17 protein-coding genes, 6 tRNA genes and 3 rRNA genes are annotated in these 26,895 nt (G+C 58.0%); 24 read left to right on the top strand and 2 right to left on the bottom strand.

Annotation, left to right across the window (positions count from 1 at the left end):
• Together HSX14_RS03895 and erpA are read left to right on the top strand one after the other, a co-directional pair.
• Complete coding sequence (locus HSX14_RS03895; RefSeq protein ID WP_173179845.1) at positions 1-414, top strand: bactofilin family protein; 414 nt, start codon at positions 1-3, stop codon at positions 412-414.
• A gap of 81 nt (positions 415-495) precedes the next feature.
• The gene (gene erpA / locus HSX14_RS03900) at positions 496-846 is read left to right on the top strand and encodes an iron-sulfur cluster insertion protein ErpA (RefSeq protein ID WP_111262226.1); all 351 of its coding nucleotides are present in this window, start codon (positions 496-498) and stop codon (positions 844-846) included.
• 63 nt (positions 847-909) lie between these two features.
• Here the strand turns inward: erpA and HSX14_RS03905 are convergent, their stop codons facing one another.
• Together HSX14_RS03905 and HSX14_RS03910 are read right to left on the bottom strand one after the other, a co-directional pair.
• Positions 910-2,001: an anhydro-N-acetylmuramic acid kinase gene (locus HSX14_RS03905; protein ID WP_173179847.1), complete on the bottom strand. Its 1,092-nt coding sequence runs from the start codon at positions 1,999-2,001 to the stop codon at positions 910-912.
• A gap of 4 nt (positions 2,002-2,005) precedes the next feature.
• Entirely contained in the window at positions 2,006-3,442 is a 1,437-nt protein-coding gene (locus HSX14_RS03910; RefSeq protein ID WP_173179849.1) for a peptidoglycan DD-metalloendopeptidase family protein, read from the bottom strand.
• 180 nt (positions 3,443-3,622) lie between these two features.
• Here HSX14_RS03910 and tyrS point away from each other — a divergent pair, with 180 nt between their 5' ends.
• The 22 genes from tyrS to rpoC all read left to right on the top strand — a co-directional run bounded on the left by tyrS (position 3,623) and on the right by rpoC (position 26,889).
• Positions 3,623-4,822 carry a tyrosine--tRNA ligase gene (gene tyrS, locus HSX14_RS03915; protein ID WP_173179851.1) on the top strand — a complete coding sequence of 400 codons (1,200 nt, stop codon included), beginning with the start codon at positions 3,623-3,625 and terminating at the stop codon, positions 4,820-4,822.
• A gap of 551 nt (positions 4,823-5,373) precedes the next feature.
• Positions 5,374-6,910: ribosomal RNA gene (locus HSX14_RS03920) — 16S ribosomal RNA — on the top strand.
• 95 nt (positions 6,911-7,005) lie between these two features.
• A tRNA-Ile gene (locus HSX14_RS03925) sits at positions 7,006-7,082 on the top strand.
• Positions 7,083-7,109: 27 nt separating this feature from the next.
• Positions 7,110-7,185: transfer RNA gene (locus HSX14_RS03930), tRNA-Ala, on the top strand.
• 234 nt (positions 7,186-7,419) lie between these two features.
• Positions 7,420-10,311 (top strand): 23S ribosomal RNA (locus HSX14_RS03935).
• A gap of 131 nt (positions 10,312-10,442) precedes the next feature.
• Positions 10,443-10,558, top strand: a 5S ribosomal RNA gene (gene rrf / locus HSX14_RS03940).
• Together the 16S, 23S and 5S rRNA genes with 2 tRNA genes alongside form the textbook arrangement of a ribosomal RNA operon.
• A 187-nt stretch (positions 10,559-10,745) precedes the next feature.
• On the top strand, positions 10,746-11,702 hold the full coding sequence (gene birA / locus HSX14_RS03945) for a bifunctional biotin--[acetyl-CoA-carboxylase] ligase/biotin operon repressor BirA (protein WP_173180441.1): 957 nt from the start codon (positions 10,746-10,748) through the stop codon (positions 11,700-11,702).
• Positions 11,692-12,438 carry a pantothenate kinase gene (locus HSX14_RS03950; protein ID WP_173180440.1) on the top strand — a complete coding sequence of 249 codons (747 nt, stop codon included), beginning with the start codon at positions 11,692-11,694 and terminating at the stop codon, positions 12,436-12,438. The genes birA and HSX14_RS03950 overlap by 11 nt, the downstream gene beginning before the upstream one ends.
• 8 nt (positions 12,439-12,446) lie before the next feature.
• A complete protein-coding gene (locus tag HSX14_RS03955; RefSeq protein ID WP_173180439.1) occupies positions 12,447-13,130 on the top strand; it encodes an SPOR domain-containing protein in 684 nt (227 codons plus the stop codon).
• A gap of 143 nt (positions 13,131-13,273) precedes the next feature.
• Positions 13,274-13,358 (top strand) — tRNA-Tyr (locus HSX14_RS03960).
• Between the two features lie 25 nt (positions 13,359-13,383).
• A tRNA-Gly gene (locus HSX14_RS03965) sits at positions 13,384-13,457 on the top strand.
• 26 nt (positions 13,458-13,483) lie between these two features.
• Positions 13,484-13,559 (top strand) — tRNA-Thr (locus HSX14_RS03970).
• Positions 13,560-13,644: 85 nt separating this feature from the next.
• Positions 13,645-14,838 (top strand): elongation factor Tu, encoded by a 1,194-nt coding sequence (gene tuf / locus HSX14_RS03975; protein ID WP_175384238.1) that lies wholly within the window; start codon positions 13,645-13,647, stop codon positions 14,836-14,838.
• A 53-nt stretch (positions 14,839-14,891) separates the two neighbouring features.
• Positions 14,892-14,967 (top strand) — tRNA-Trp (locus tag HSX14_RS03980).
• A gap of 46 nt (positions 14,968-15,013) precedes the next feature.
• Positions 15,014-15,382, top strand: coding sequence for a preprotein translocase subunit SecE (secE, locus tag HSX14_RS03985; protein ID WP_021217006.1), 369 nt, complete (start codon positions 15,014-15,016; stop codon positions 15,380-15,382).
• A gap of 9 nt (positions 15,383-15,391) precedes the next feature.
• Positions 15,392-15,925, top strand: a complete 534-nt coding sequence (nusG, locus tag HSX14_RS03990) for a transcription termination/antitermination protein NusG (RefSeq protein WP_111261967.1) — start codon at positions 15,392-15,394, stop codon at positions 15,923-15,925.
• A 117-nt stretch (positions 15,926-16,042) separates the two neighbouring features.
• A complete protein-coding gene (gene rplK, locus HSX14_RS03995; protein WP_173180337.1) occupies positions 16,043-16,474 on the top strand; it encodes a 50S ribosomal protein L11 in 432 nt (143 codons plus the stop codon).
• Complete coding sequence (gene rplA / locus HSX14_RS04000; protein ID WP_111261965.1) at positions 16,475-17,170, top strand: 50S ribosomal protein L1; 696 nt, start codon at positions 16,475-16,477, stop codon at positions 17,168-17,170. It abuts the gene before it with no gap.
• A gap of 210 nt (positions 17,171-17,380) precedes the next feature.
• Complete coding sequence (gene rplJ, locus HSX14_RS04005) at positions 17,381-17,881, top strand: 50S ribosomal protein L10 (protein WP_021217010.1); 501 nt, start codon at positions 17,381-17,383, stop codon at positions 17,879-17,881.
• Between the two features lie 82 nt (positions 17,882-17,963).
• A complete protein-coding gene (rplL, locus tag HSX14_RS04010; protein ID WP_111261964.1) occupies positions 17,964-18,332 on the top strand; it encodes a 50S ribosomal protein L7/L12 in 369 nt (122 codons plus the stop codon).
• 217 nt (positions 18,333-18,549) lie between these two features.
• The gene (rpoB, locus tag HSX14_RS04015; protein ID WP_173180336.1) at positions 18,550-22,623 is read left to right on the top strand and encodes a DNA-directed RNA polymerase subunit beta; all 4,074 of its coding nucleotides are present in this window, start codon (positions 18,550-18,552) and stop codon (positions 22,621-22,623) included.
• Positions 22,624-22,689: 66 nt separating this feature from the next.
• Positions 22,690-26,889, top strand: a complete 4,200-nt coding sequence (gene rpoC / locus HSX14_RS04020; protein WP_111261962.1) for a DNA-directed RNA polymerase subunit beta' — start codon at positions 22,690-22,692, stop codon at positions 26,887-26,889.
• Positions 26,890-26,895 lie beyond the last annotated feature (6 nt).

Consider the following 26,895-nt stretch of genomic DNA (forward strand, 5'->3'; position numbering starts at 1 on the left):
ATGTTCAACAAACAGAAACCCAAGGCTGATCTGCAGCGTTTCAGCGGCAAGACCAGCATCATCGCCATCGGCGCGGAACTGGAGGGCGATCTGCGCTTCCAGGGCGCTGTCCAGGTGGACGGTCGCCTCAAGGGCAATCTCAACGCCAGCGAAGGGCTGGTCAGGGTCAGCGTCGAAGGGCTGGTGGAGGGGGAGATCCGCGCGCCCCACGTGATCATCGACGGCGAGGTGGTGGGCGATGTGTTCGCCGCCGAGCACCTGGAGCTGGGCGCCAAGGCACGAGTACGCGGCAATCTTTATTACGGGCTCATGGAGATGGCCATGGGGGCGCAGATAGAGGGGCGCCTCGGGCACATCAAGGAGGCACAGCGCCTGCTGGAGGCGCCGATCAGCCCGGAGAACACGGACGCTTAATAGTTGACCAGTTTTCTAGGGTAAGCGGATAATGCGTGGCCACAGCGCAGTAAGGCGGCGTCCAGCCGGGAGAGTTACAGCATGAGTGTCGAATCCTTCACCCCCACAGCCCTGATGTTTACGCATGGAGCGGCAAACAAGGTGAAGAACCTGATCGATGAGGAAGGCAATCCGCGGCTCAAGCTGCGTGTCTTCGTCACGGGCGGTGGCTGTTCGGGCTTCCAGTACGGCTTCACCTTCGATGAAGACGTGGCTGACGACGACACGATCGTCGAGCGCGACGGTGTGAGCCTGGTCGTCGATCCCATGAGCTTCCAGTACCTGGCCGGTGCGGAAGTGGACTATCAGGAAGGCCTCGAGGGTTCGCGCTTCGTGATCAAGAACCCGAATGCCACCACGACCTGCGGTTGCGGTTCGTCCTTCTCGATCTGATCGCTGTTCGCTGATGCAGAAACGCCGTGCTCATGCACGGCGTTTTCGTTTGTGCGGTTTGGTTCAGGCGGGATGGATGGCGCCGAGGATGCGCAGGCCCTTGGCCCCGGTCACGCTCGGGCGGTTGGCGGGGATGCCTTCGAGGCAGCAGTGGGCCAGCCAGGCGAAGGCCATGGCTTCGACCCAGTCCGCAGGCACGCCACGGCTGTCGGTGGCGCTGACCTGGGTTCCGGGTAGCAGTTCGGCGAGGCGGCGCATCAGGGTGCCGTTGTGGGCACCGCCACCGCACACCAGCAGCTCGAGGGTTTCCGTCTGGGCGGCCTTGAGCGCATCCACCATGCTGCGGGCGCTGAGTTCGAGGAGGGTGGCTTGCACATCCTCGGGCTTGAGGGTCGGCAGCTTGGCGAGGTGTGCCTGGAGCCAGTTCAGGTTGAACAATTCACGACCGGTGCTTTTCGGGCCGCGCGTGCTGAAGAAGTCGTCCTCCAGCAGTGTGTCCAGCAACGACGGTTGCACCTGGCCGCTGGCCGCCCACGCTCCGTCACGATCGTAGCCTTGGCCGAGGTTGAGCTGGATCCAGGCATCCATCAGCACATTGCCCGGACCGCAGTCGAAGCCGCGCACCGCTTGGTCGGGCTCGATGAGTGACAGGTTGCTGAATCCACCGATGTTGAGCACTGCGCGGTTGCCGTTGCGGTCGTCGAAGAGCGCTTCATGGAAGGCGGGCACCAGGGGGGCGCCTTGGCCGCCGGCGGCGACATCGCGCCGGCGGAAGTCACCGACCACGGTGATGCCGGTGAGCTCGGCCAGCAGGGCGCAGTTGCCGATTTGGATGGTGAAGCCGCGCGCCGGTTCGTGGCGCACGGTCTGGCCGTGGCTGCCGATGGCGCGGATGTCGGTGGCTACCAGGCCCTTCTCGCGAAGCAGGAGGTCGATGCCTGAGGCGGCGAGTTCTACCCAGCGCCGCTCGGCCAGGGCCGCACGCGCGAGTTCGTCTTCGCCTGGCGCGCAGAGCGAGAGCAGCTCCTGGCGGAGCGAGTCGGGCATGGGGATGTAGTGTGAGGCGAGGAGGCGAGTGCGCTCTCCTTGGTCGATCAGGGCGATGTCCAGTCCGTCCAGGCTGGTTCCGGACATCACTCCGAGGTAGCGCGGCATCGGGTCAGCGCTTGTTCTGCGCGAGCATGGTGGCCTTTTCCTGGTCCATGCGTGCCATCAGCGGTTTGCTCATCTGCAGGAAACGCTTCTTCTCGGCGCTGGCCAACGGATCGGCCATGGGTAGCTTCACGCCGAGCGGGTCGACGTGCTGGCCGTTGACCTGGAACTCGTAATGCAGGTGGGGACCAGTGGAGAGCCCTGTGGTGCCGATGTAGCCGATGATCTGCCCTTGCTTGACGGTGCCGCCGGTCTTGATGCCCTTGGCGAAGCCCTGCATGTGGCCGTAGAGGGTCCGGTACTTGCCGCTGTGCTGGATGATCACCGCGTTGCCGTAGCCACCACGGCGACCGGCCAGGACGATCTTGCCGTCGCCGGTGGCCTTGATAGGTGTGCCGCGCGGGGCTGCGTAGTCGACACCTTTGTGGGCGCGGATCTTGTTGAGGATCGGGTGGCGGCGGCCGATGGAGAAGCGGGAGCTGATGCGGGCGAAATCCACCGGCGTCCGGATAAAGGCCTTGCGCATGCTGGTGCCGTCGTCGCGGAAGTAGCTGGCGATGCCCTGGCTGCTGGTAAAGCGAACGGCGCTGTAGGTCTTGCCACGGTTGGTGAAGCGCGCGGCGAGGATGTTGCCGGTGCCTACCTGCTTGCCGTTGACCGACTTCTCTTCGTAGATGACTTCGAATTCGTCCCCTTCTCGGATGTCGAGGGCGAAGTCGATGTCGTAGTCGAAGATGTTCGCCAGGTCCATGGTCAGGTTATGCGAGAGACCGGCGCGCTTGGCGGAGAGGAAGAGCGAGCTGTCGATCACGCCGTGGGCATAGGCGGGGTGGATGTCCGGCTTGGCCAGGTCACGCTTGAACTCATAGCCCTTGTCGGTCTTGGACAGGGTCACGGTCTCGAGGTCGCTGAGCTTGGAATGCAGGCTCTGCAACTCGCCTTCGGGAGAGAGGCGGAACTCGAACGCCTGGCCGATCTTCAGACGGCTGAGGTCCTTGGCGTCCTTGCTGCTGTTGAGCACGTCATGCAGAACGGTGGCGGACAGGCCGACCTTGCTGAATAGGGTCGACAAGGTGTCGCCGTTGCCAACGGTTACGGTGTGCAGGCCGGGCTCTTTGGGTGGTTCGCTGGATGCTAGGTCGGTTGAGGCTTCGTCCTTGTCCGCGTCTTTGTCGGCGCTGTTCTGGTCGTCCGCAGGGCGCTCGATGGATGCGAATGGCGAGCTGCCCTCTTCTCCGTTGACGGTGTCTGGTCGGAGGTCGTCCTTCTCCTGGATGAGGGCTTCGGAGCCGTTCTCCATTTCCAGATTGATGTAGGTCTTCTTCGCCTCGACTTCACGAGACGGGAACACCAGCAAAGCCAGGCTGAGCAGCGCAGCTACACCGCTTGCGGCCAGCAAATGGCTTTTCGGGTAGCGCGGCGCTTTAGGAACGATATGCGTCATGGCGAGTGGTGTTTTTAGAATGTGAACTAACTGCCTAAAATATAACCAAAATACGGCGTAGGCAACCTCAAGATCCTGCCTTCCGCCGGTTGGTACCGACCCGGGCGCAAAACTTGTAATTAGTCAGCGATCTTGTATGTTTGGTTCCCTTTTGGTTTGTCGAGCGGTTACGGGGCTTTCATGAAGTCGGTTGAAGAGCAGCTGGCGCTTATCAAGCGCGGCGCAGAAGAGGTTCTGGTCGAGTCCGAGCTGGTAGAAAAGCTCAAGCGGGGACAGCCCCTTCGCATCAAGGCGGGGTTCGATCCGACTGCGCCCGATCTGCACCTTGGGCATACCGTCCTTATTAATAAGCTGCGTCAGTTCCAGGAGTTGGGTCATCAGGTGATCTTCCTGATCGGTGACTTCACTGGAATGATCGGCGACCCCAGCGGCAAGAGCGCTACCCGCCCGCCGCTTACTCGCGAGCAGGTCCTGGACAACGCCGAGACCTATAAAAGCCAAGTGTTCAAGATTCTCGATCCTGCGAAGACGGAAGTGGCGTTCAACTCCACTTGGATGGATCAGCTGAGCCCGGCAGATTTCATTCGCCTTTCGTCCCAGTACACGGTGGCGCGCATGCTGGAGCGCGATGACTTCGACAAGCGCTACAGCAGCAATCAGCCGATCGCGATCCACGAGTTCCTCTATCCGTTGGTTCAGGGCTATGACTCTGTAGCGTTGCGTGCGGATGTCGAACTGGGTGGTACCGATCAGAAGTTCAACCTGCTGATGGGGCGTGAGCTGCAGCGCGCCTACGGGCAGGAGTCCCAGTGCATCGTCACCATGCCGCTGCTTGAAGGCCTGGATGGTGTGAAGAAGATGTCCAAGTCTCTGGGTAACTACGTGGGTATCCAGGAAGCGCCGGGCGTGATGTATAGCAAGCTGGTATCCATCCCGGATGCACTGATGTGGCGTTACTTCGAGCTGCTCAGCTTCCGCTCCATGGAAGAGATCGAGCAATTCCGTCACGACATCGAGCAGGGTGCGAATCCTCGCGACATCAAGATCAAGCTGGCCGAGGAGATCGTGGCTCGCTTCCATGGGGAAGAGGCTGCGGCTTCTGCGCATCGTTCTGCGGGCAACCGTATGAAGGAGGGCGAGCTGCCTGAGGATCTTCCGGAAATCGAGTTGGTAGCAGAAGAGGACATGCCGATCGCATCCGTCCTTAATAAGGCGGGTCTGGTGAAGAATGCCGCTGTCGCTCGTGATCTGCTGGGTTCTGGCGGTGTTCGTGTAGATGGCGCGGTAGTTGATCGCGGCTTCATCTTCAAGCGTGGCGCCGTGCATGTCTGCCAGGCTGGTAAGAAGGCGTTCGCACGTATCTCGTTGAAGGCTGAATGATTTTTTCATTTAAGTGTTGACGTGCCGTTTCGTATCCCTATAATGCGCACCACTTCCACAGCGGAATCCAAGAAAAATCTCTTGTAAATCAAAAGGTTAAGTAATTGGAGGGTGGTCAGGCCAAGGTTTGATCGGTGCGGTGGAAGGGTGGTGCCAGGCTGGTTAAGGCATCGCCAGTTTCGCTCGGATGACTCCGGAAGAAACTGAAAAAGAGGTGTTGACAGCGAGTTTGAACGCTGTAGAATTCGCCTCCCGCTGATGTGAAGCGAAAGAATCACTGAAGCGCAAGTTGTTGAGTAGAAAGAAAAAATTCTTCGAAAAACAGCTTGACAGAAAGAAAGGCTGCTGTAGAATGCGCGGCCTCGGTTGAGACGAAAGACTTGATCGAAATTGCTCTTTAACAACTTGAATCAAGCAATTCGTGTGGGTGCTTGTGATGTAAGACTGGTAGTCGACTGATTATCAGCAACACAAGTAACACTCGTGAATTCGAGAGTTTATTTGCGATTGCTGAGCCAAGTTTAGGGTTTTCTCAAAACCCAAGCAGTATTGAACTGAAGAGTTTGATCATGGCTCAGATTGAACGCTGGCGGCAGGCCTAACACATGCAAGTCGAGCGGATGAGTGGAGCTTGCTCCATGATTCAGCGGCGGACGGGTGAGTAATGCCTAGGAATCTGCCTGGTAGTGGGGGACAACGTTTCGAAAGGAACGCTAATACCGCATACGTCCTACGGGAGAAAGCAGGGGACCTTCGGGCCTTGCGCTATCAGATGAGCCTAGGTCGGATTAGCTAGTTGGTGAGGTAAAGGCTCACCAAGGCGACGATCCGTAACTGGTCTGAGAGGATGATCAGTCACACTGGAACTGAGACACGGTCCAGACTCCTACGGGAGGCAGCAGTGGGGAATATTGGACAATGGGCGAAAGCCTGATCCAGCCATGCCGCGTGTGTGAAGAAGGTCTTCGGATTGTAAAGCACTTTAAGTTGGGAGGAAGGGCAGTAAGCTAATACCTTGCTGTTTTGACGTTACCGACAGAATAAGCACCGGCTAACTTCGTGCCAGCAGCCGCGGTAATACGAAGGGTGCAAGCGTTAATCGGAATTACTGGGCGTAAAGCGCGCGTAGGTGGTTCAGCAAGTTGGATGTGAAAGCCCCGGGCTCAACCTGGGAACTGCATCCAAAACTACTGAGCTAGAGTACGGTAGAGGGTGGTGGAATTTCCTGTGTAGCGGTGAAATGCGTAGATATAGGAAGGAACACCAGTGGCGAAGGCGACCACCTGGACTGATACTGACACTGAGGTGCGAAAGCGTGGGGAGCAAACAGGATTAGATACCCTGGTAGTCCACGCCGTAAACGATGTCGACTAGCCGTTGGGATCCTTGAGATCTTAGTGGCGCAGCTAACGCGATAAGTCGACCGCCTGGGGAGTACGGCCGCAAGGTTAAAACTCAAATGAATTGACGGGGGCCCGCACAAGCGGTGGAGCATGTGGTTTAATTCGAAGCAACGCGAAGAACCTTACCTGGCCTTGACATGCTGAGAACTTTCCAGAGATGGATTGGTGCCTTCGGGAACTCAGACACAGGTGCTGCATGGCTGTCGTCAGCTCGTGTCGTGAGATGTTGGGTTAAGTCCCGTAACGAGCGCAACCCTTGTCCTTAGTTACCAGCACGTTATGGTGGGCACTCTAAGGAGACTGCCGGTGACAAACCGGAGGAAGGTGGGGATGACGTCAAGTCATCATGGCCCTTACGGCCAGGGCTACACACGTGCTACAATGGTCGGTACAAAGGGTTGCCAAGCCGCGAGGTGGAGCTAATCCCATAAAACCGATCGTAGTCCGGATCGCAGTCTGCAACTCGACTGCGTGAAGTCGGAATCGCTAGTAATCGTGAATCAGAATGTCACGGTGAATACGTTCCCGGGCCTTGTACACACCGCCCGTCACACCATGGGAGTGGGTTGCTCCAGAAGTAGCTAGTCTAACCGCAAGGGGGACGGTTACCACGGAGTGATTCATGACTGGGGTGAAGTCGTAACAAGGTAGCCGTAGGGGAACCTGCGGCTGGATCACCTCCTTAATCGAAGACATCAGCTTCTTCATAAGCTCCCACACGAATTGCTTGATTCACTTGCGAAAAGCGATTGGGTTGTTAGACCCGAGAGTAAGACGATTGGGTCTGTAGCTCAGTTGGTTAGAGCGCACCCCTGATAAGGGTGAGGTCGGCAGTTCGAATCTGCCCAGACCCACCAATTGTCATGGGCGTGGCAGGTCTTCGAGGGGCCATAGCTCAGCTGGGAGAGCGCCTGCTTTGCACGCAGGAGGTCAGGAGTTCGATCCTCCTTGGCTCCACCATCCACTCTGAAATCGCTGAAAGCTCAGAAATGAGTGCCTTGAGAATGGCATTGATTTCTGGTCTTTGCGCCAGAACCGTTCTTTAAAAATTTGGGTATGTGATAGAAGTAGACTGATTAATCTCTTTCACTGGTGATTAATCAAGTCAAGGTAAAATTTGCGAGTTCAAGCGCGAATTTTCGGCGAATGTCGTCTTCACGTTAGAGACAATAACCAGATTGCTTGGGGTTATATGGTCAAGTGAAGAAGCGCATACGGTGGATGCCTTGGCAGTCAGAGGCGATGAAAGACGTGGTAGCCTGCGATAAGCTTCGGGGAGTCGGCAAACAGACTTTGATCCGGAGATCTCTGAATGGGGGAACCCACCTAGGATAACCTAGGTATCTTGTACTGAATCCATAGGTGCAAGAGGCGAACCAGGGGAACTGAAACATCTAAGTACCCTGAGGAACAGAAATCAACCGAGATTCCCTTAGTAGTGGCGAGCGAACGGGGACTAGCCCTTAAGCTTCTTTGATTTTAGCGGAACGCTCTGGAAAGTGCGGCCATAGTGGGTGATAGCCCTGTACGCGAAAGGATCTTAGAAGTGAAATCGAGTAGGACGGAGCACGAGAAACTTTGTCTGAATATGGGGGGACCATCCTCCAAGGCTAAATACTACTGACTGACCGATAGTGAACCAGTACCGTGAGGGAAAGGCGAAAAGAACCCCGGAGAGGGGAGTGAAATAGAACCTGAAACCGTATGCGTACAAGCAGTGGGAGCCCACTTTGTTGGGTGACTGCGTACCTTTTGTATAATGGGTCAGCGACTTATTTTCAGTGGCGAGCTTAACCGAATAGGGGAGGCGTAGCGAAAGCGAGTCTTAATAGGGCGTCTAGTCGCTGGGAATAGACCCGAAACCGGGCGATCTATCCATGGGCAGGTTGAAGGTTAGGTAACACTGACTGGAGGACCGAACCGACTACCGTTGAAAAGTTAGCGGATGACCTGTGGATCGGAGTGAAAGGCTAATCAAGCTCGGAGATAGCTGGTTCTCCTCGAAAGCTATTTAGGTAGCGCCTCATGTATCACTGTAGGGGGTAGAGCACTGTTTCGGCTAGGGGGTCATCCCGACTTACCAAACCGATGCAAACTCCGAATACCTACAAGTGCCGAGCATGGGAGACACACGGCGGGTGCTAACGTCCGTCGTGAAAAGGGAAACAACCCAGACCGTCAGCTAAGGTCCCAAAGTTATGGTTAAGTGGGAAACGATGTGGGAAGGCTTAGACAGCTAGGAGGTTGGCTTAGAAGCAGCCACCCTTTAAAGAAAGCGTAATAGCTCACTAGTCGAGTCGGCCTGCGCGGAAGATGTAACGGGGCTCAAACCATACACCGAAGCTACGGGTATCACGTAAGTGATGCGGTAGAGGAGCGTTCTGTAAGCCTGTGAAGGTGAGTTGAGAAGCTTGCTGGAGGTATCAGAAGTGCGAATGCTGACATGAGTAACGACAATGCGAGTGAAAAACTCGCACGCCGAAAGACCAAGGGTTCCTGCGCAACGTTAATCGACGCAGGGTTAGTCGGTCCCTAAGGCGAGGCTGAAGAGCGTAGTCGATGGGAAACAGGTTAATATTCCTGTACTTCTAGTTACTGCGATGGAGGGACGGAGAAGGCTAGGCCAGCTTGGCGTTGGTTGTCCAAGTTTAAGGTGGTAGGCAGAGTGCTTAGGTAAATCCGGGCGCTTAATGCTGAGAGCTGATGACGAGTCGTCTTTTAGACGATGAAGTGGTTGATGCCATGCTTCCAGGAAAAGCTTCTAAGCTTCAGGTAACTAGGAACCGTACCCCAAACCGACACAGGTGGTTGGGTAGAGAATACCAAGGCGCTTGAGAGAACTCGGGTGAAGGAACTAGGCAAAATGGCACCGTAACTTCGGGAGAAGGTGCGCCGGTGAGGGTGAAGGACTTGCTCCGTAAGCCCATGCCGGTCGAAGATACCAGGCCGCTGCGACTGTTTATTAAAAACACAGCACTCTGCAAACACGAAAGTGGACGTATAGGGTGTGACGCCTGCCCGGTGCCGGAAGGTTAATTGATGGGGTTAGCGCAAGCGAAGCTCTTGATCGAAGCCCCGGTAAACGGCGGCCGTAACTATAACGGTCCTAAGGTAGCGAAATTCCTTGTCGGGTAAGTTCCGACCTGCACGAATGGCGTAACGATGGCGGCGCTGTCTCCACCCGAGACTCAGTGAAATTGAAATCGCTGTGAAGATGCAGTGTATCCGCGGCTAGACGGAAAGACCCCGTGAACCTTTACTGTAGCTTTGCACTGGACTTTGAGCCTGCTTGTGTAGGATAGGTGGGAGGCTTTGAAGCGTGGACGCCAGTCTGCGTGGAGCCATCCTTGAAATACCACCCTGGCATGCTTGAGGTTCTAACTCTGGTCCGTCATCCGGATCGAGGACAGTGTATGGTGGGCAGTTTGACTGGGGCGGTCTCCTCCTAAAGAGTAACGGAGGAGTACGAAGGTGCGCTCAGACCGGTCGGAAATCGGTCGTAGAGTATAAAGGCAAAAGCGCGCTTGACTGCGAGACAGACACGTCGAGCAGGTACGAAAGTAGGTCTTAGTGATCCGGTGGTTCTGTATGGAAGGGCCATCGCTCAACGGATAAAAGGTACTCCGGGGATAACAGGCTGATACCGCCCAAGAGTTCATATCGACGGCGGTGTTTGGCACCTCGATGTCGGCTCATCACATCCTGGGGCTGAAGCCGGTCCCAAGGGTATGGCTGTTCGCCATTTAAAGTGGTACGCGAGCTGGGTTTAGAACGTCGTGAGACAGTTCGGTCCCTATCTGCCGTGGACGTTTGAGATTTGAGAGGGGCTGCTCCTAGTACGAGAGGACCGGAGTGGACGAACCTCTGGTGTTCCGGTTGTCACGCCAGTGGCATTGCCGGGTAGCTACGTTCGGAAGAGATAACCGCTGAAAGCATCTAAGCGGGAAACTCGCCTCAAGATGAGATCTCACTGGGATCTTGAATCCCCTAAAGGGCCGTCGAAGACTACGACGTTGATAGGTTGGGTGTGTAAGCGCTGTGAGGCGTTGAGCTAACCAATACTAATTGCCCGTGAGGCTTGACCATATAACACCCAAACAATCTGACGATTGTTGTTATAAGGTGAAGTCGACTTAGCCGAAAATTGGCCAGAACTTGCAAAGCCTTATCACATACCCATTCGGGGTCGCGTCCTAGACGATACCCCAACCGAATTGCTTGACGACCATAGAGCGTTGGAACCACCTGATCCCATCCCGAACTCAGTAGTGAAACGATGCATCGCCGATGGTAGTGTGGAGTTTCTCCATGTGAGAGTAGGTCATCGTCAAGCACCTATACCAAACCCCCGATCTTCGCAAGAAGGTCGGGGGTTTGACTTTGCGCCTAAGAAAATCGGCCGCAGCGTCGAGATTTGTCGAATATCTTTTCGACTATATGGTCTATTCCAATCTGTACTTTTCTATGCAATCCCAGCATGCATGGCTATGATGCGTGCCTCATTCCGAGGCGGTGCGCGCATGCTTACCTTGTTGAAGCTCCTACAGGACGGCCAGTTTCACTCCGGTGAGGAGTTGGGGCGGGTGCTCGGTGTTAGTCGAAGTGCCGTCTGGAAGCAATTGCAATCTCTCGAGGCGAACTACGACGTCCGGTTTCATAAGCTGCGTGGCAGGGGCTACCGATTGGAAGCTCCCATGAGTCTTCTTGATCCCGCAAGGCTGAATGACGGCGTGCCGGGCTTTTCCTGTGCTGTTGTTGAAACCGTCGATTCCACTAATGCTGAAGTCATGCGACGTATCGCCGCTGGAGCCGAGACTCCTTTTGCTGTCCTGGCAGAGCATCAGAGTGGCGGTCGCGGCAGGCGCGGTCGGGAATGGGTCAGCCCCTATGGGCAGAATCTCTACTGCAGCGTGGGCTTGCGCGTCGAGGGGGGCGTGGGCCATCTAGAGGGCCTTAGCCTGGTAGTAGGGCTGGCTGTCCTGCGAGCAATACGTTTGAGCGGGCTCTCTGGTCTTGGGCTCAAGTGGCCCAACGATATTCTGGTCAATGACCGCAAGATAGCGGGAATTCTTCTGGAGTTGATTGGGGATCCCGCAGACATCTGCAGTGTCATTATTGGTATCGGCATCAACGTCAATATGCGTGGGGCTGACGCGGAGATAAGTCAGCCCTGGACCTCCATTGTCCTCGAAAGTGGTGGTTTGTTTGATCGAACCGCGCTTGCCATAGATGTTCTTGAGCAGTTGAATTGCTGTCTGGCGCAATGTCATCGCGAGGGCTTCAAGGCCTTGCGGGCAGAGTGGGAGGCTGACCATCTCTGGCGCGGGCGAGAGGCCTCGCTAATTGCGGGCAAGCAGCGTGTCGATGGCGTCATTCTGGGGGTGGACGATAGTGGTGCCCTGCGAATGGATGTTGATGGTTCCGAGAAGGTTTTCAGTGGTGGAGAGCTCAGTTTGAGGTTGCGTAATGATTCTTGAGCTTGATTGCGGTAACAGCTTCATCAAGTGGCGCGTGATCTCTACTACCGAGATGCGAGTTCTTGCCGGAGGTGTCGTAGGTTCCGAGGATGAGCTGATCGCAGTGCTCTCGACATCCAAGATTGAGCTGAGCTGGTGTCGCCTCGTAAGCGTGCGTACCGACGATGAAACTCATCGGCTCATGGATAAATTGCGCGCGGCCTTTGCTATCGAATCTGCTTGTGCTCAGCCTTCCAGGGAGATGGCTGGGGTGCGCAACGGCTATGACGATTATCAGCGTCTGGGGCTTGATCGATGGCTTGCTGTTCTTGGGGCTTATCATCTGTCGAATAGTGCATGTCTGGTCCTGGATCTTGGTACGGCGGTTACCTCAGACTTCGTTTCTGGAGCGGGGGAACATCTTGGTGGCTTCATCTGTCCAGGAATGCCGCTCATGCGTAATCAGTTGCGAACGCATACTCGACGTATCCGGTATGGCGATGACGCCGCAGAGCGAGCTCTGCAGCAAATGGTGCCGGGGCGCTCAACAGTCGAGGCTGTAGAGCGAGGCTGCCTGTTGATGTTGCAAGGTTTTGTGCACACCCAGGTTGTGCAAGCGAGAGACTGGCTGGGAGCTTCCTTTGAGCTCTATCTGACAGGTGGAGATGCCTTTCTGGTGAAGGATGAGTTTCCCCAGGCCAAAGTCCTTCCGGATCTTGTGTTCGTTGGATTGGCGATTGCCTGCCCGTTACCTTGAGGTTCGTCATGCGTTGGATGTTTCTGCTTTTGCTGGTTCTCAATCTTTTCTATTACGTGTGGCATCAGCAGCAGGCGCCTCTGCGCGCTAAAGAAGTGGAAACGCTCTCTTTATATAGAGGGGGACAGCAGGACATCCGGCTACTGAGTGAGTCGAAAGACGCCAGGCCCAGGCATGAAGAGTCATCGGTGCAGCAGGCTACGGCTGAGCAGAATGCATGCCTATACCTTGGAAGTTTTGAACAGGAAGCCCAGGCAAGGGAGGTTGAGCAGCGTCTGGTCGCGCTTGATATTCAGGGGCAGGTTCAAGAGGTCGATGCGGCTGCCGGAGTGGATTATTGGGTCTATCTCGCTCCGCTGGCATCGCGGCAGGCATCGTTGCGTCAACTCAAAGAGCTTCAGGCGCGGAAAATAGACAGCTACATCATCAGTCAGGGTGACTTGCAGAACGGCATTTCGCTGGGGATTTTTCCACGGATGGACTCCGCTGAAAGCGTGATGGCGCGTTTGAAGGATGCGGGTTATGAACCTTCTATGCGAGAACTTGCGCGCTCTCATCGAGATTTCTGGGTTCGCATCGCCCCGGAAAGCCGACGTCTAGCTGATGATGCGTTGCTTGGGGAGCTGGCTCGGGACTTCGCTGGGCTCCAACATAAAATAATGCCGTGCGAAAACGTTGCATCCTCCAGATAGTTTGAATAGAATGGCGCCCGCTTCGCAGCTAGGCTGAAAAAGTAGAACTGCGGAGCTGCTGTCAAAGTAAGCTAACCTCAAGATTTAAATGAGAAAATGCTTGACAGTAGGGTGGCAGAGAATGAAAATGCCGCCTCCCGATTGGAGGGATTCCCGAGCGGCCAAAGGGATCAGACTGTAAATCTGACGTCATAGACTTCGAAGGTTCGAATCCTTCTCCCTCCACCAGATTCAAGCGTGAGCACCGGGCTCCGCGGGTATAGTTCAGTGGTAGAACCTCAGCCTTCCAAGCTGATGATGCGGGTTCGATTCCCGCTACCCGCTCCAGGTTTGATGTTCATGCAATGTGTTTGGCTCATGTAGCTCAGCTGGTAGAGCACACCCTTGGTAAGGGTGAGGTCAGCGGTTCGATTCCGCTCATGAGCTCCATCTCAACAAAGGCAGATATGTGAATATCTGCCTTTGTTTTAATGGTGGCGTGACTCGCTCAATTCTTTGATGGGAGACGTTCTCGATGGCTAAAGAAAAATTCGAACGTAACAAACCGCACGTCAACGTCGGCACCATTGGTCACGTAGACCATGGCAAGACCACCCTGACTGCTGCTCTGACCAAAGTCTGCTCCGAGACCTGGGGTGGTTCTGCTCGCGCTTTCGACCAGATCGACAACGCGCCGGAAGAGAAAGCTCGCGGTATCACCATCAACACCTCCCACGTTGAGTACGACTCCGCTGTTCGTCACTACGCTCACGTTGACTGCCCCGGTCACGCTGACTACGTGAAGAACATGATCACCGGTGCTGCTCAGATGGACGGCGCTATCCTGGTTTGCTCCGCTGCTGACGGCCCCATGCCGCAGACTCGCGAGCACATCCTGCTGTCCCGTCAGGTAGGCGTTCCCTACATCGTCGTGTTCCTGAACAAGGCCGACATGGTTGACGACGCCGAGCTGCTGGAACTGGTCGAAATGGAAGTTCGCGATCTGCTGAACACCTACGACTTCCCGGGCGACGACACCCCGATCGTTATCGGTTCCGCGCTGATGGCGCTGGAAGGCAAGGACGACAACGAAATCGGCGTCTCCGCTGTTCGCAAGCTGGTAGAGACCCTGGACTCCTACATTCCGGAGCCGGTTCGTGCCATCGACCAGCCGTTCCTGATGCCGATCGAAGACGTGTTCTCCATCTCCGGCCGCGGCACCGTGGTTACCGGTCGTGTTGAGCGCGGTATCGTCAAGGTCCAGGAAGAAGTGGAAATCGTTGGTATCCGTGATACCAGCAAGACCATCTGCACCGGCGTTGAAATGTTCCGCAAGCTGCTCGACGAAGGTCGTGCTGGTGAGAACGTTGGTATCCTGCTGCGCGGCACCAAGCGTGACGACGTAGAGCGTGGCCAGGTTCTGGCCAAGCCGGGCACCATCAAGCCGCACACCAAGTTCGAGTGCGAAGTGTACGTTCTGTCCAAGGAAGAAGGTGGTCGTCACACCCCGTTCTTCAAGGGCTACCGTCCGCAGTTCTACTTCCGTACCACTGACGTGACCGGTAACTGCGAACTGCCGGAAGGCGTTGAGATGGTAATGCCGGGCGACAACATCAAGATGGTTGTCACCCTGATCGCTCCGATCGCCATGGAAGACGGTCTGCGTTTCGCGATTCGCGAAGGCGGCCGTACCGTTGGCGCCGGCGTGGTTGCCAAGATCATCGAGTAATCGGTTGATCTAACCCTGTCAGGCCGGCATAATGGTCGGCCTGACTTCGTTACAGGCCAGTAGCTCAATTGGCAGAGCGGCGGTCTCCAAAACCGCAGGTTGGGGGTTCGATTCCCTCCTGGCCTGCCAAATTTCCAAGAAGGAAGTTTGGCAAATATTCACAAGGTCCTAGCTGATGAATGCCAAGGCTGAAGCCAAAGAAACACGCTTCGACGTTCTGAAGTGGATCGTTGTGGCTGCTATCGTCGCGGTTGGTGTGGTTGGTAATCAGTATTTTTCTGCTGAGCCGATCATCTATCGCGTTCTTGTTCTGCTTGTTCTGGGTGCGGGTGCTGCCTTTGTAGCGCTGCAGACTGCCAAGGGGCAAGCATTCTTTGTTCTGGCTAAAGAGGCGCGTGCGGAGATCCGCAAGGTCGTTTGGCCGACTCGTCAGGAAACCACGCAGACCACGCTTATCGTTGTGGCTGTTGTTCTGGTAATGGCGCTGCTGCTGTGGGGGCTCGATTCCCTGCTCGGTTGGCTTGTTTCGATGATTGTAGGTTAAGGGTGCGCCGTGGCTAAGCGTTGGTACGTTGTGCATGCCTACTCCGGTTATGAAAAGCACGTAATGCGTTCGCTGGTGGAGCGCGTCAAGCTTGCCGGCATGGAAGATGGTTTTGGCGAGATTCTGGTCCCTACCGAAGAGGTGGTGGAGATGCGGAATGGCCAGAAGCGCAAAAGTGAGCGCAAGTTCTTCCCTGGTTACGTGCTTGTTCAGATGGAAATGAACGAGGGGACTTGGCACTTGGTCAAGGACACTCCTCGTGTGATGGGTTTCATTGGTGGTACCGCCGACAAGCCGGCGCCTATCACCGACAAAGAGGCTGAGGCGATCCTGCGTCGCGTCGCTGATAGTGGCGACAAGCCCAAGCCCAAGACATTGTTCGAGCCGGGTGAAACGGTTCGTGTCATTGATGGGCCGTTCGCGGACTTCAATGGCGTCGTTGAAGAGGTTAACTACGAGAAGAGCCGGATTCAGGTCGCCGTGCTCATCTTCGGCCGCTCCACGCCGGTGGAGCTGGAGTTCAGCCAGGTCGAGAAGGCATAGCTGAAATAGGCATCCCATACCCCGCAGCCAATGGTTGCGGGGTTTTGTCGTCACTGGGATAAACGCGCAAGCAAACGGGGAGCCTCAAGGCGTTCGAACCCGCAATTGGAGTTATAGATGGCTAAGAAGATTCAGGCTTATATCAAGCTGCAAGTGAAGGCTGCCCAAGCCAACCCGTCCCCGCCGGTCGGCCCGGCTCTGGGTCAGCATGGCGTGAACATCATGGAATTCTGCAAGGCGTTCAACGCCAAGACCCAGGGCATGGAGCCCGGTCTGCCGACTCCCGTGATCATCACCGTATACAGCGACCGCAGCTTCACTTTCGAAACCAAAAGCACCCCGGCTTCCGTGCTTCTGAAGAAAGCGGCTGGCATCACCAGCGGCTCTGCTCGCCCGAACAGCCAGAAAGTCGGCACCGTTACCCGTGCTCAGCTGGAAGATATCGCCAAGGCAAAACAGGCTGATCTGACTGCAGCTGACCTGGATGCGGCCGTGCGTACCATCGCCGGTTCCGCTCGTAGCATGGGCCTGAACGTGGAGGGTGTGTAAATGGCTAAGCTGACCAAGCGCCAGAAGGCTATCGCCGAGAAAATCGAAGCCGGCAAACAATACGGTTTCGAAGACGCCGCCAAACTGCTGGCTGAGCTGTCGACCATCAAGTTCAAAGAGTCCGTTGATATCTCCATCAACCTGGGCGTTGATCCGCGTAAATCCGACCAGGTCGTACGTGGCGCTACCGTACTGCCGAACGGCACCGGCAAAAGCGTTCGCGTTGCCGTTTTCACCCAGGGTCCGGGCGCTGAAGCTGCTCTGGCTGCCGGCGCTGACCGCGTAGGCATGGACGAGCTGGCTGCCGAAATGAAAGGCGGCGACCTGAACTATGACGTCGTCATCGCCTCCCCCGACGCGATGCGTGTTGTCGGTCAGCTGGGCCAGATCCTCGGTCCGCGCGGCCTGATGCCGAACCCGAAGGTTGGTACCGTGACTCCGGACGTGGCCACCGCTGTGAAGAATGCCAAGGCTGGTCAGGTGCGTTTCCGTACCGACAAGAACGGCATCATCCACGCCTCCGTTGGCAAGATCGATTTCGAGCCGGTCAAACTGAAGCAGAACGTCGAAGCTCTGCTGGTTGACCTGAAGCGCCTGAAGCCGTCCACCTCCAAGGGTGTGTACGTTCAGCGCGTGACCCTGAGCACCACCATGGGCCCGGGTCTGCAGATCGATCAGGCTTCCCTGGAAGCCTAAGAAATGAAGTCGCAGCGGGTACGCCCGCTGCGCAGGTATTGGGGTCCCTGCCTGGCGGGGGCTATCCAAGACCGTAGGCGGTGAAAGCCTCAAACCGGGAAATCTTTCCCGAGCCTACGCAGATGGTGCTCCCGATTCGTTTACCGAATCAGACACCAAAACGCCGTCCGGCCCCGGCTGGACGAACCGGTAACATCCAGGAGTGAACCCGTGGCAATTAAACTCGAAGACAAGAAGGCCATCGTCGCTGAAGTCAACGAGGCTGCCAAAGCTGCCCTGTCCGCTGTCGTGGCTGATGCCCGTGGCGTGACCGTGGGAGCCATGACCGGACTCCGTAAAGAGGCCCGCGAGGCTGGTGTGTACGTGAAAGTCGTGCGTAACACCCTGGCTCGTCGCGCCGTTGAAGGTACTTCTTTCGAAGTCCTCGGCGACGTGTTCAAAGGCCCGACCCTGATCGCGTTCTCCAACGAACATCCGGGCGCTGCCGCTCGTATCTTCAAGGAGTTCTCGAAGGGTCAGGACAAGTTCGAGATCAAGGCTGCCGCGTTCGAAGGCAAGCTGATCGCAGCTAACCAGATCGACGTACTGGCAACTCTGCCGACCTACGACGAGGCCGTATCGCAGCTGATGAGCGTGATCCAAGGCGCTACCAGCAAGCTGGCTCGTACCCTGGCGGCAATTCGCGACCAGAAGGAAAGCGCTGCTGCCTGATCCAGGCGCGCTGCTTCTTCTACGTAAACTCGTTTAATTCGATGGCCGTTAAAGGCCGTCCATCTATACAGGAATTAGAGTCATGGCTCTGACCAACGAAGACATCATCAACGCCGTATCCGAAATGTCCGTGATGCAAGTTGTTGAACTGATCAAGGCAATGGAAGAGAAATTCGGCGTTACCGCCGCTGCTGCCGTTGCTGCTGGCCCGGCTGTTGCCGCTGCCGCTGCTGAAGAGCAAACCGAGTTCAACATCGTTCTGACCGAAGCCGGCGACAAGAAAGTGAACGTCATCAAAGTCGTTCGCGAACTGACCGGTCTGGGCCTGAAAGAAGCCAAGGCTGTTGTTGACGGCGCCCCGGGCGTTGTCAAAGAAGGCGCTTCGAAAGAAGAAGCCGAAGCTGCCAAGAAGGCTCTGGAAGAAGCTGGCGCCAAAGTCGAGCTCAAGTAAGCGACGACTTTGCGTCTACAGCCCGAGCGACTCGCGCGAGGCTGATGGCTGGTGGCTTATGCCACCGGCCTTTTTCCGTTCTAGGTGGCCGGCGCATGCCTCCACCGGAACGTGAAAAACCACCCGAGAGGTGGCGCAAACCAAGGGGTTTGCACGATTTTCTGGCTACTCCCGTCGGGGGAGCCAAACAAGCAGGTGACCAAGCTGGGGAACGCTGATGGCTTACTCATACACTGAGAAAAAACGTATCCGCAAAGACTTTAGCAAGTTGCCGGACGTCATGGATGTACCCTACCTCCTGGCCATCCAGCTGGATTCGTATCGCGAATTCCTGCAGGCGGGCGCGAGCAAGGACCAGTTTCGTGATATCGGCCTGCACGCGGCCTTCAAGTCTGTATTCCCGATTATCAGCTATTCCGGTAACGCCGCTCTGGAATACGTCGGCTATCGCCTGGGCGAGCCGGCTTTCGATGTCAAGGAATGCGTGCTGCGCGGCGTAACCTTCGCCGTGCCGCTGCGAGTCAAAGTCCGTCTGATCATTTTCGACAAAGAGTCGTCGAACAAGGCGATCAAGGACATCAAGGAGCAGGAAGTCTACATGGGGGAAATCCCCCTGATGACCGAGAACGGTACCTTCATCATCAACGGTACCGAGCGCGTCATCGTCTCCCAGCTGCACCGGTCTCCGGGCGTGTTCTTCGACCACGACCGCGGCAAGACCCACAGCTCGGGCAAGCTGCTGTACTCCGCTCGCATCATCCCCTACCGCGGCTCCTGGCTGGACTTCGAGTTCGACCCGAAGGACTGCGTATTCGTGCGTATCGACCGTCGCCGCAAGCTGCCGGCTTCGGTACTGTTGCGCGCGCTCGGCTACAGCACTGAAGAAGTGCTCGATGCCTTCTATGCGACCAACGTTTTCCACGTGAAAGGCGAGATCCTGCACCTGGAGCTCGTGCCTCACCGTCTGCGCGGCGAAATCGCCGTGTTCGACATCAAGGACGAGAACGGCAAGGTCATCGTTGAGCAAGGCCGCCGCATCACCGCGCGCCACATCAACCAGTTGGAAAAGGCCGGCATCAAGGAACTGGAAGTCCCCCTGGACTACGTTCTCGGCCGCACCACCGCCAAGGCGATCGTGCATCCGGCCACCGGCGAGATCATCGCCGAGTGCAACACCGAGCTGACCACCGACGTCCTGGTGAAGATCGCCAAGGCTCAGGTCGTTCGCATCGAGACCCTGTATACCAACGACATCGACTGCGGTCCGTTCATCTCCGACACCCTGAAGATCGACTCCACCGGCAACCAGCTGGAAGCCCTGGTCGAGATCTACCGCATGATGCGTCCCGGTGAGCCGCCGACCAAGGAAGCCGCCGAGACCCTGTTCAACAACCTGTTCTTCAGCGCCGAACGTTACGACCTGTCCGCCGTCGGCCGCATGAAGTTCAACCGTCGTATCGGTCGCACCGAGATCGAAGGTTCGGGCGTGCTGAGCAAGGAAGACATCGTCGAGGTCCTCAAGACCCTGGTCGACATCCGTAACGGCAAGGGTATCGTCGACGACATCGACCACCTGGGTAACCGTCGCGTACGTTGCGTCGGCGAGATGGCCGAGAACCAGTTCCGTGTCGGTCTCGTGCGCGTCGAGCGTGCGGTCAAGGAGCGTCTGTCGATGGCCGAAAGCGAAGGCCTGATGCCGCAAGACCTGATCAACGCCAAGCCGGTGGCTGCCGCGATCAAGGAATTCTTCGGTTCCAGCCAGCTCTCGCAGTTCATGGACCAGAACAACCCGCTCTCCGAAATCACCCACAAGCGCCGTGTCTCCGCACTCGGCCCAGGTGGTCTGACCCGTGAGCGCGCCGGCTTCGAAGTCCGCGACGTACACCCGACCCACTACGGCCGCGTGTGCCCGATCGAGACCCCTGAAGGTCCGAACATCGGTCTGATCAACTCTCTTGCCACCTATGCACGCACCAACCAGTACGGCTTCCTGGAAAGCCCGTACCGCGTTGTAAAAGGCACCCAGGTGACCGACGAGATCGTCTTCCTCTCCGCAATCGAAGAGGCCGACCACGTCATCGCCCAGGCGTCTGCGACCCTGAACGAGAAGGGCCAGCTGATCGACGAGCTGGTGGCCGTACGTCACCTGAACGAGTTCACCGTCAAGGCGCCGGAAGACGTCACCCTCATGGACGTTTCGCCGAAGCAGGTCGTTTCCGTTGCTGCCTCGCTGATCCCGTTCCTCGAGCACGACGACGCCAACCGTGCACTCATGGGTTCGAACATGCAGCGTCAGGCCGTGCCGACCCTGCGTGCCGACAAGCCCCTGGTCGGTACCGGCATGGAGCGCAACGTCGCCCGTGACTCCGGCGTCTGCGTCGTGGCCCGTCGTGGCGGCGTGATCGATTCCGTCGATGCCAGCCGTATCGTGGTCCGCGTCAATGACGACGAAGTCGAAACCGGTGAAGCCGGTGTCGACATCTACAACCTGACCAAATACACCCGTTCCAACCAGAACACCTGCATCAACCAGCGCCCGCTGGTGCAGAAGGGTGACCAGGTCTCCCGCAGCGACATCCTCGCCGACGGTCCGTCCACCGACATGGGTGAACTGGCTCTCGGTCAGAACATGCGCGTTGCGTTCATGCCCTGGAACGGCTTCAACTTCGAAGACTCCATCTGCCTCTCCGAGCGTGTGGTCCAGGAAGATCGCTTCACCACCATCCACATCCAGGAACTGACCTGTGTGGCGCGTGACACGAAGCTCGGCCCAGAAGAAATCACCGCTGACATCCCGAACGTGGGTGAAGCGGCGCTGAACAAGCTGGACGAAGCGGGCATCGTTTACGTGGGTGCCGAAGTCGGTGCTGGCGACATCCTGGTCGGCAAGGTCACCCCGAAAGGCGAGACCCAGCTGACTCCGGAAGAGAAGCTGCTGCGCGCGATCTTCGGTGAGAAGGCTTCCGATGTTAAGGACACCTCCCTGCGCGTGCCGACCGGTACCAAGGGCACCGTCATCGACGTCCAGGTCTTCACCCGTGACGGCGTGGAGCGCGACAGCCGTGCCCTGGCCATCGAGAAGATGCAGCTCGACGAGATCCGCAAGGACCTGAACGAAGAGTTCCGCATCGTCGAGGGCGCTACCTTCGAACGTCTGCGCTCCGCCCTGGTCGGTGCCAAGGCCGAAGGCGGCGCTGGCCTGAAGAAAGGTGCCGAGATCGATGACGCCTTCCTCGACGGCCTCGACCATGGTCAGTGGTTCAAGCTGCGCATGTCCGACGACGCACTGAACGAGCAGTTGGAAAAGGCCCAGGCCTATCTCTCCGACCGCCGCCAGCTGCTCGACGACAAGTTCGAAGACAAGAAGCGCAAGCTGCAGCAAGGCGATGACCTGGCTCCGGGCGTACTGAAGATCGTCAAGGTCTACCTGGCCATCAAGCGCCGCATCCAGCCGGGCGACAAGATGGCGGGCCGCCACGGTAACAAGGGTGTGGTCTCCGTGATCATGCCTGTCGAAGACATGCCCCACGATGCCAATGGCACCCCGGTGGACATCGTCCTCAACCCGCTGGGCGTACCGTCGCGTATGAACGTCGGCCAGATCCTCGAAACCCACCTGGGCCTCGCGGCCAAGGGCCTGGGCGAGAAGATCAACCGCATGCTCGAAGAGCAGCGCAAGGTCGCCGAGCTGCGCAAGTTCCTCCACGAGATCTACAACGAGATCGGTGGTCGTCAGGAAAACCTGGACGAACTGGGCGACCAGGAAATCCTCGACCTGGCCAAGAACCTGCGTGCTGGCGTGCCGATGGCTACCCCGGTGTTCGACGGTGCCAAGGAACGCGAGATCAAGGCCATGCTGAAGCTGGCCGATCTGCCGGAAAGTGGTCAGATGCGCCTGTTCGACGGTCGTACCGGCAACATGTTCGAGCGCCCGACCACCGTCGGCTACATGTACATGCTGAAGCTGAACCACCTGGTCGACGACAAGATGCACGCACGTTCCACCGGCTCTTACAGCCTGGTTACCCAGCAGCCGCTGGGTGGCAAGGCGCAGTTCGGTGGCCAGCGTTTCGGGGAGATGGAGGTCTGGGCGCTGGAAGCCTACGGCGCTGCCTACACCCTGCAGGAAATGCTGACCGTGAAGTCGGACGACGTGAACGGCCGTACCAAGATGTACAAGAACATCGTGGACGGGGATCACCGCATGGAGGCCGGCATGCCCGAGTCCTTCAACGTGTTGATCAAAGAGATCCGCTCGCTCGGCATCGACATCGAACTGGAAACCGAATAACACGAGACGCCCATACGCTGCGGCTGGTCAAGGCCGGTCGCAGCGGGTCCGTGAGGAGGAAAGGCCTTGAAAGACTTGCTGAATCTGTTGAAAAACCAGGGTCAAATCGAAGAGTTCGATGCCATCCGTATTGGCCTGGCCTCGCCCGAGATGATCCGTTCCTGGTCCTTCGGTGAAGTGAAGAAGCCGGAGACCATCAACTACCGTACCTTCAAGCCGGAGCGCGATGGCCTGTTCTGCGCCAAGATCTTCGGCCCGGTGAAGGACTATGAGTGCCTGTGCGGTAAGTACAAGCGCCTCAAGCATCGCGGCGTGATCTGCGAGAAGTGCGGTGTCGAAGTCGCCCTGGCCAAAGTGCGCCGTGAGCGCATGGGTCACATCGAGCTGGCTTCGCCGGTCGCCCACATCTGGTTCCTGAAGTCCCTGCCGTCCCGTATCGGCCTGCTGCTGGACATGACCCTGCGTGACATCGAACGCGTGCTCTATTTCGAGAGCTACGTGGTGATCGATCCGGGCATGACCACCCTGGAAAAGGGCCAGCTGCTTAACGACGAGCAGTACTTCGAAGCCCTCGAAGAGTTCGGCGACGACTTCGATGCCCGCATGGGTGCCGAAGCCGTTCGCGAGCTGCTGAACGCCATCGACCTGGAGCACGAGATCGGTCGCCTGCGCGAAGAGATTCCGCAGACCAACTCGGAAACCAAGATCAAGAAGCTGTCCAAGCGCCTGAAGCTGATGGAGGCCTTCCAGGGCTCCGGCAACCATCCGGAGTGGATGGTGCTGACCGTCCTGCCGGTGCTGCCGCCGGACCTGCGTCCGCTGGTTCCGCTGGATGGCGGCCGCTTCGCGACCTCCGATCTCAACGATCTGTATCGCCGCGTGATCAACCGTAACAACCGCCTGAAGCGCCTGCTCGACCTGGCCGCTCCGGACATCATCGTGCGCAACGAAAAGCGCATGCTGCAGGAAGCTGTCGACGCTCTGCTGGACAACGGCCGTCGTGGTCGCGCCATCACCGGCTCGAACAAGCGCCCGCTGAAGTCCCTGGCCGACATGATCAAGGGTAAGCAAGGTCGCTTCCGTCAGAACCTGCTCGGTAAGCGCGTGGACTACTCCGGTCGTTCCGTGATCACCGTGGGTCCGACCCTGCGTCTGCACCAGTGCGGTCTGCCGAAGAAGATGGCCCTCGAGCTGTTCAAGCCGTTCATCTTCGGCAAGCTCGAAGCCCGCGGCATGGCCACCACCATCAAGGCGGCCAAGAAGATGGTCGAGCGCGAGCTGCCCGAGGTCTGGGACGTTCTCGCCGAAGTCATCCGTGAACACCCCGTACTGCTCAACCGCGCACCGACCCTCCACCGTCTGGGTATCCAGGCATTCGAGCCGGTGCTCATCGAAGGCAAGGCCATCCAGCTGCACCCGCTGGTCTGCGCGGCGTACAACGCCGACTTCGACGGTGACCAGATGGCCGTTCACGTCCCGCTGACCCTCGAGGCCCAGCTGGAAGCGCGCGCGCTGATGATGTCCACCAACAACATCCTGTCCCCCGCCAACGGCGAGCCGATCATCGTGCCGTCGCAGGACGTGGTACTGGGTCTGTACTACATGACCCGTGAGGCGGTGAACGCCAAGGGTGAAGGTCGCGTATTCGCCGACCTGCAGGAAGTCGACCGCGTATTCCGCGCCGGCGAAGCGTCCCTGCACGCCCGCGTGAAAGTCCGCATCAACGAGACCGTGAAGGACAAGGACGGCTCCATCACCAAGAACACCCGTATCGTCGACACCACTGTCGGCCGTGCGCTGCTGTTCCAGGTGGTTCCGGCCGGCCTGGCGTTCGACGTGGTCAACCAGCCGATGAAGAAGAAGGCGATCTCCAAGCTGATCAACCAGTGCTATCGCGTGGTTGGCCTCAAGGACACCGTCATCTTCGCCGACCAGCTGATGTACACCGGCTTCGCCTACTCCACCATCTCCGGTGTCTCGATCGGTGTTAACGACTTCGTGATCCCGGACGAGAAGGCCCGCATCATCGACGCGGCCACCGAGGAAGTGAAGGAGATTGAGTCCCAGTACGCCTCCGGCCTGGTAACCCAGGGCGAGAAGTACAACAAGGTGATCGACCTCTGGTCCAAGGCGAACGATGAAGTGTCCAAGGCGATGATGGCCAACCTCTCGAAAGAGAAAGTGGTCGATCGCGAGGGCAAGGAAGTCGATCAGGAGTCCTTCAACTCCATGTACATGATGGCTGACTCCGGTGCGCGGGGCTCCGCGGCACAGATCCGTCAGCTCGCCGGCATGCGTGGCCTGATGGCCAAGCCGGACGGCTCCATCATCGAGACCCCCATCACCGCGAACTTCCGTGAAGGCCTGAACGTACTCCAGTACTTCATCTCCACTCACGGTGCTCGTAAAGGTCTGGCGGACACCGCACTGAAGACCGCGAACTCCGGTTACCTGACCCGTCGTCTCGTCGACGTGGCCCAGGACCTGGTCGTGACCGAGATCGACTGCGGCACCGAACAGGGCCTGCTGATGACTCCGCACATCGAAGGCGGCGACGTGGTCGAGCCCCTGGGTGAGCGTGTACTGGGTCGAGTGATCGCCCGTGACGTGTTCAAGCCGGGCTCCGACGAGGTCATCGTTCCGGCCGGTACCCTGGTCGACGAGCAGTGGGTCGAGTTCATCGAGCGCGCCAGCATCGACGAAGTGATCGTGCGTTCGCCGATCAGCTGCGAAACCCGCTACGGCATCTGCGCCAAGTGCTACGGCCGCGATCTGGCCCGTGGTCACCAGGTGAACATCGGTGAAGCGGTCGGCGTCATCGCCGCCCAGTCCATCGGTGAGCCGGGTACCCAGCTGACCATGCGTACCTTCCACATCGGTGGTGCGGCCAGCCGTACTTCCGCAGCCGACAACGTCCAGGTCAAGAACGGCGGTACCATCCGCCTGCACAACCTGAAGCACGTCGAGAACCTCAACGGCCATCTGGTTGCCGTTTCCCGTTCCGGCGAGCTGGCTGTTGCCGACGACTTCGGTCGCGAGCGCGAGCGTTACAAGCTGCCCTATGGTGCTGTCATCAGCGTCAAGGAAGGTGACAAGGTCGATCCGGGCGCCATCGTCGCCAAGTGGGACCCGCACACCCACCCGATCGTGACCGAAATGAAGGGTACCGTTACCTTCGTCGGCATGGAGGAGGGCATCACCATCAAGCGTCAGACCGACGAACTGACCGGCCTGACGAACATCGAAGTCCTGGATCCGAAGGATCGCCCGGCAGCCGGCAAGGACATCCGTCCGGCCGTGAAGCTGGTCGACGCCAATGGCAAGGAGCTGCTGCTGCCGGGTACCGACGTACCGGCCCAGTACTTCCTGCCGGCGAACGCTCTGGTTGGCGTTGCCGACGGTGCTCAAGTGGGCGTGGGTGACGTTATCGCCCGTATCCCGCAAGAGACTTCGAAAACCCGCGACATCACCGGTGGTCTGCCGCGTGTTGCCGACCTGTTCGAAGCGCGTCGTCCGAAAGAGCCGTCGATCCTGGCGGAAATCAGCGGCACGATCTCCTTCGGCAAGGAAACCAAGGGCAAGCGTCGCCTGGTCATCACCCCGACCGACGGCAGCGATCCCTACGAAGAGCTGATTCCGAAGTGGCGACATCTGAACGTCTTCGAAGGCGAACAGGTAAACCGCGGCGAAGTCATCTCCGACGGTCCGAGCAACCCGCACGACATCCTGCGTCTGCTGGGCGTCAGCGCACTGGCCAAGTACATCGTCAACGAGATCCAGGACGTGTACCGCCTCCAGGGCGTGAAGATCAACGACAAGCACATCGAGACCATCCTGCGTCAGATGCTGCGCAAGGTCGAGATCGCCGAGTCGGGTGACTCCAGCTTCATCAAGGGCGACCAGATGGAGCTGACTCAGGTACTGGAAGAGAACGAGCGTCTGGCGACCGAAGATCGCTTCATCGCCAAGTTCGAACGCGTCCTGCTGGGTATCACCAAGGCTTCGCTGTCGACCGAGTCGTTCATCTCCGCAGCGTCCTTCCAGGAAACCACCCGCGTTCTTACCGAGGCGGCGGTCACTGGCAAGCGCGACTACCTGCGTGGCCTGAAGGAAAACGTCGTGGTGGGTCGTCTGATCCCGGCCGGTACCGGCCTGGCCTACCACAGCGAACGCAAGCGTCAGCGCGAAGCCGGCAAGCCGGTCCGTGTGAGCGCGAGCGAAGTGGAAGCGGCGCTGACCGAAGCGCTGAACTCCAGCGGCAATTGAGTGCAA

Origin of the sequence: Pseudomonas tohonis, from assembly GCF_012767755.2 — a bacterium.
Lineage (GTDB): Bacteria > Pseudomonadota > Gammaproteobacteria > Pseudomonadales > Pseudomonadaceae > Metapseudomonas > Metapseudomonas tohonis.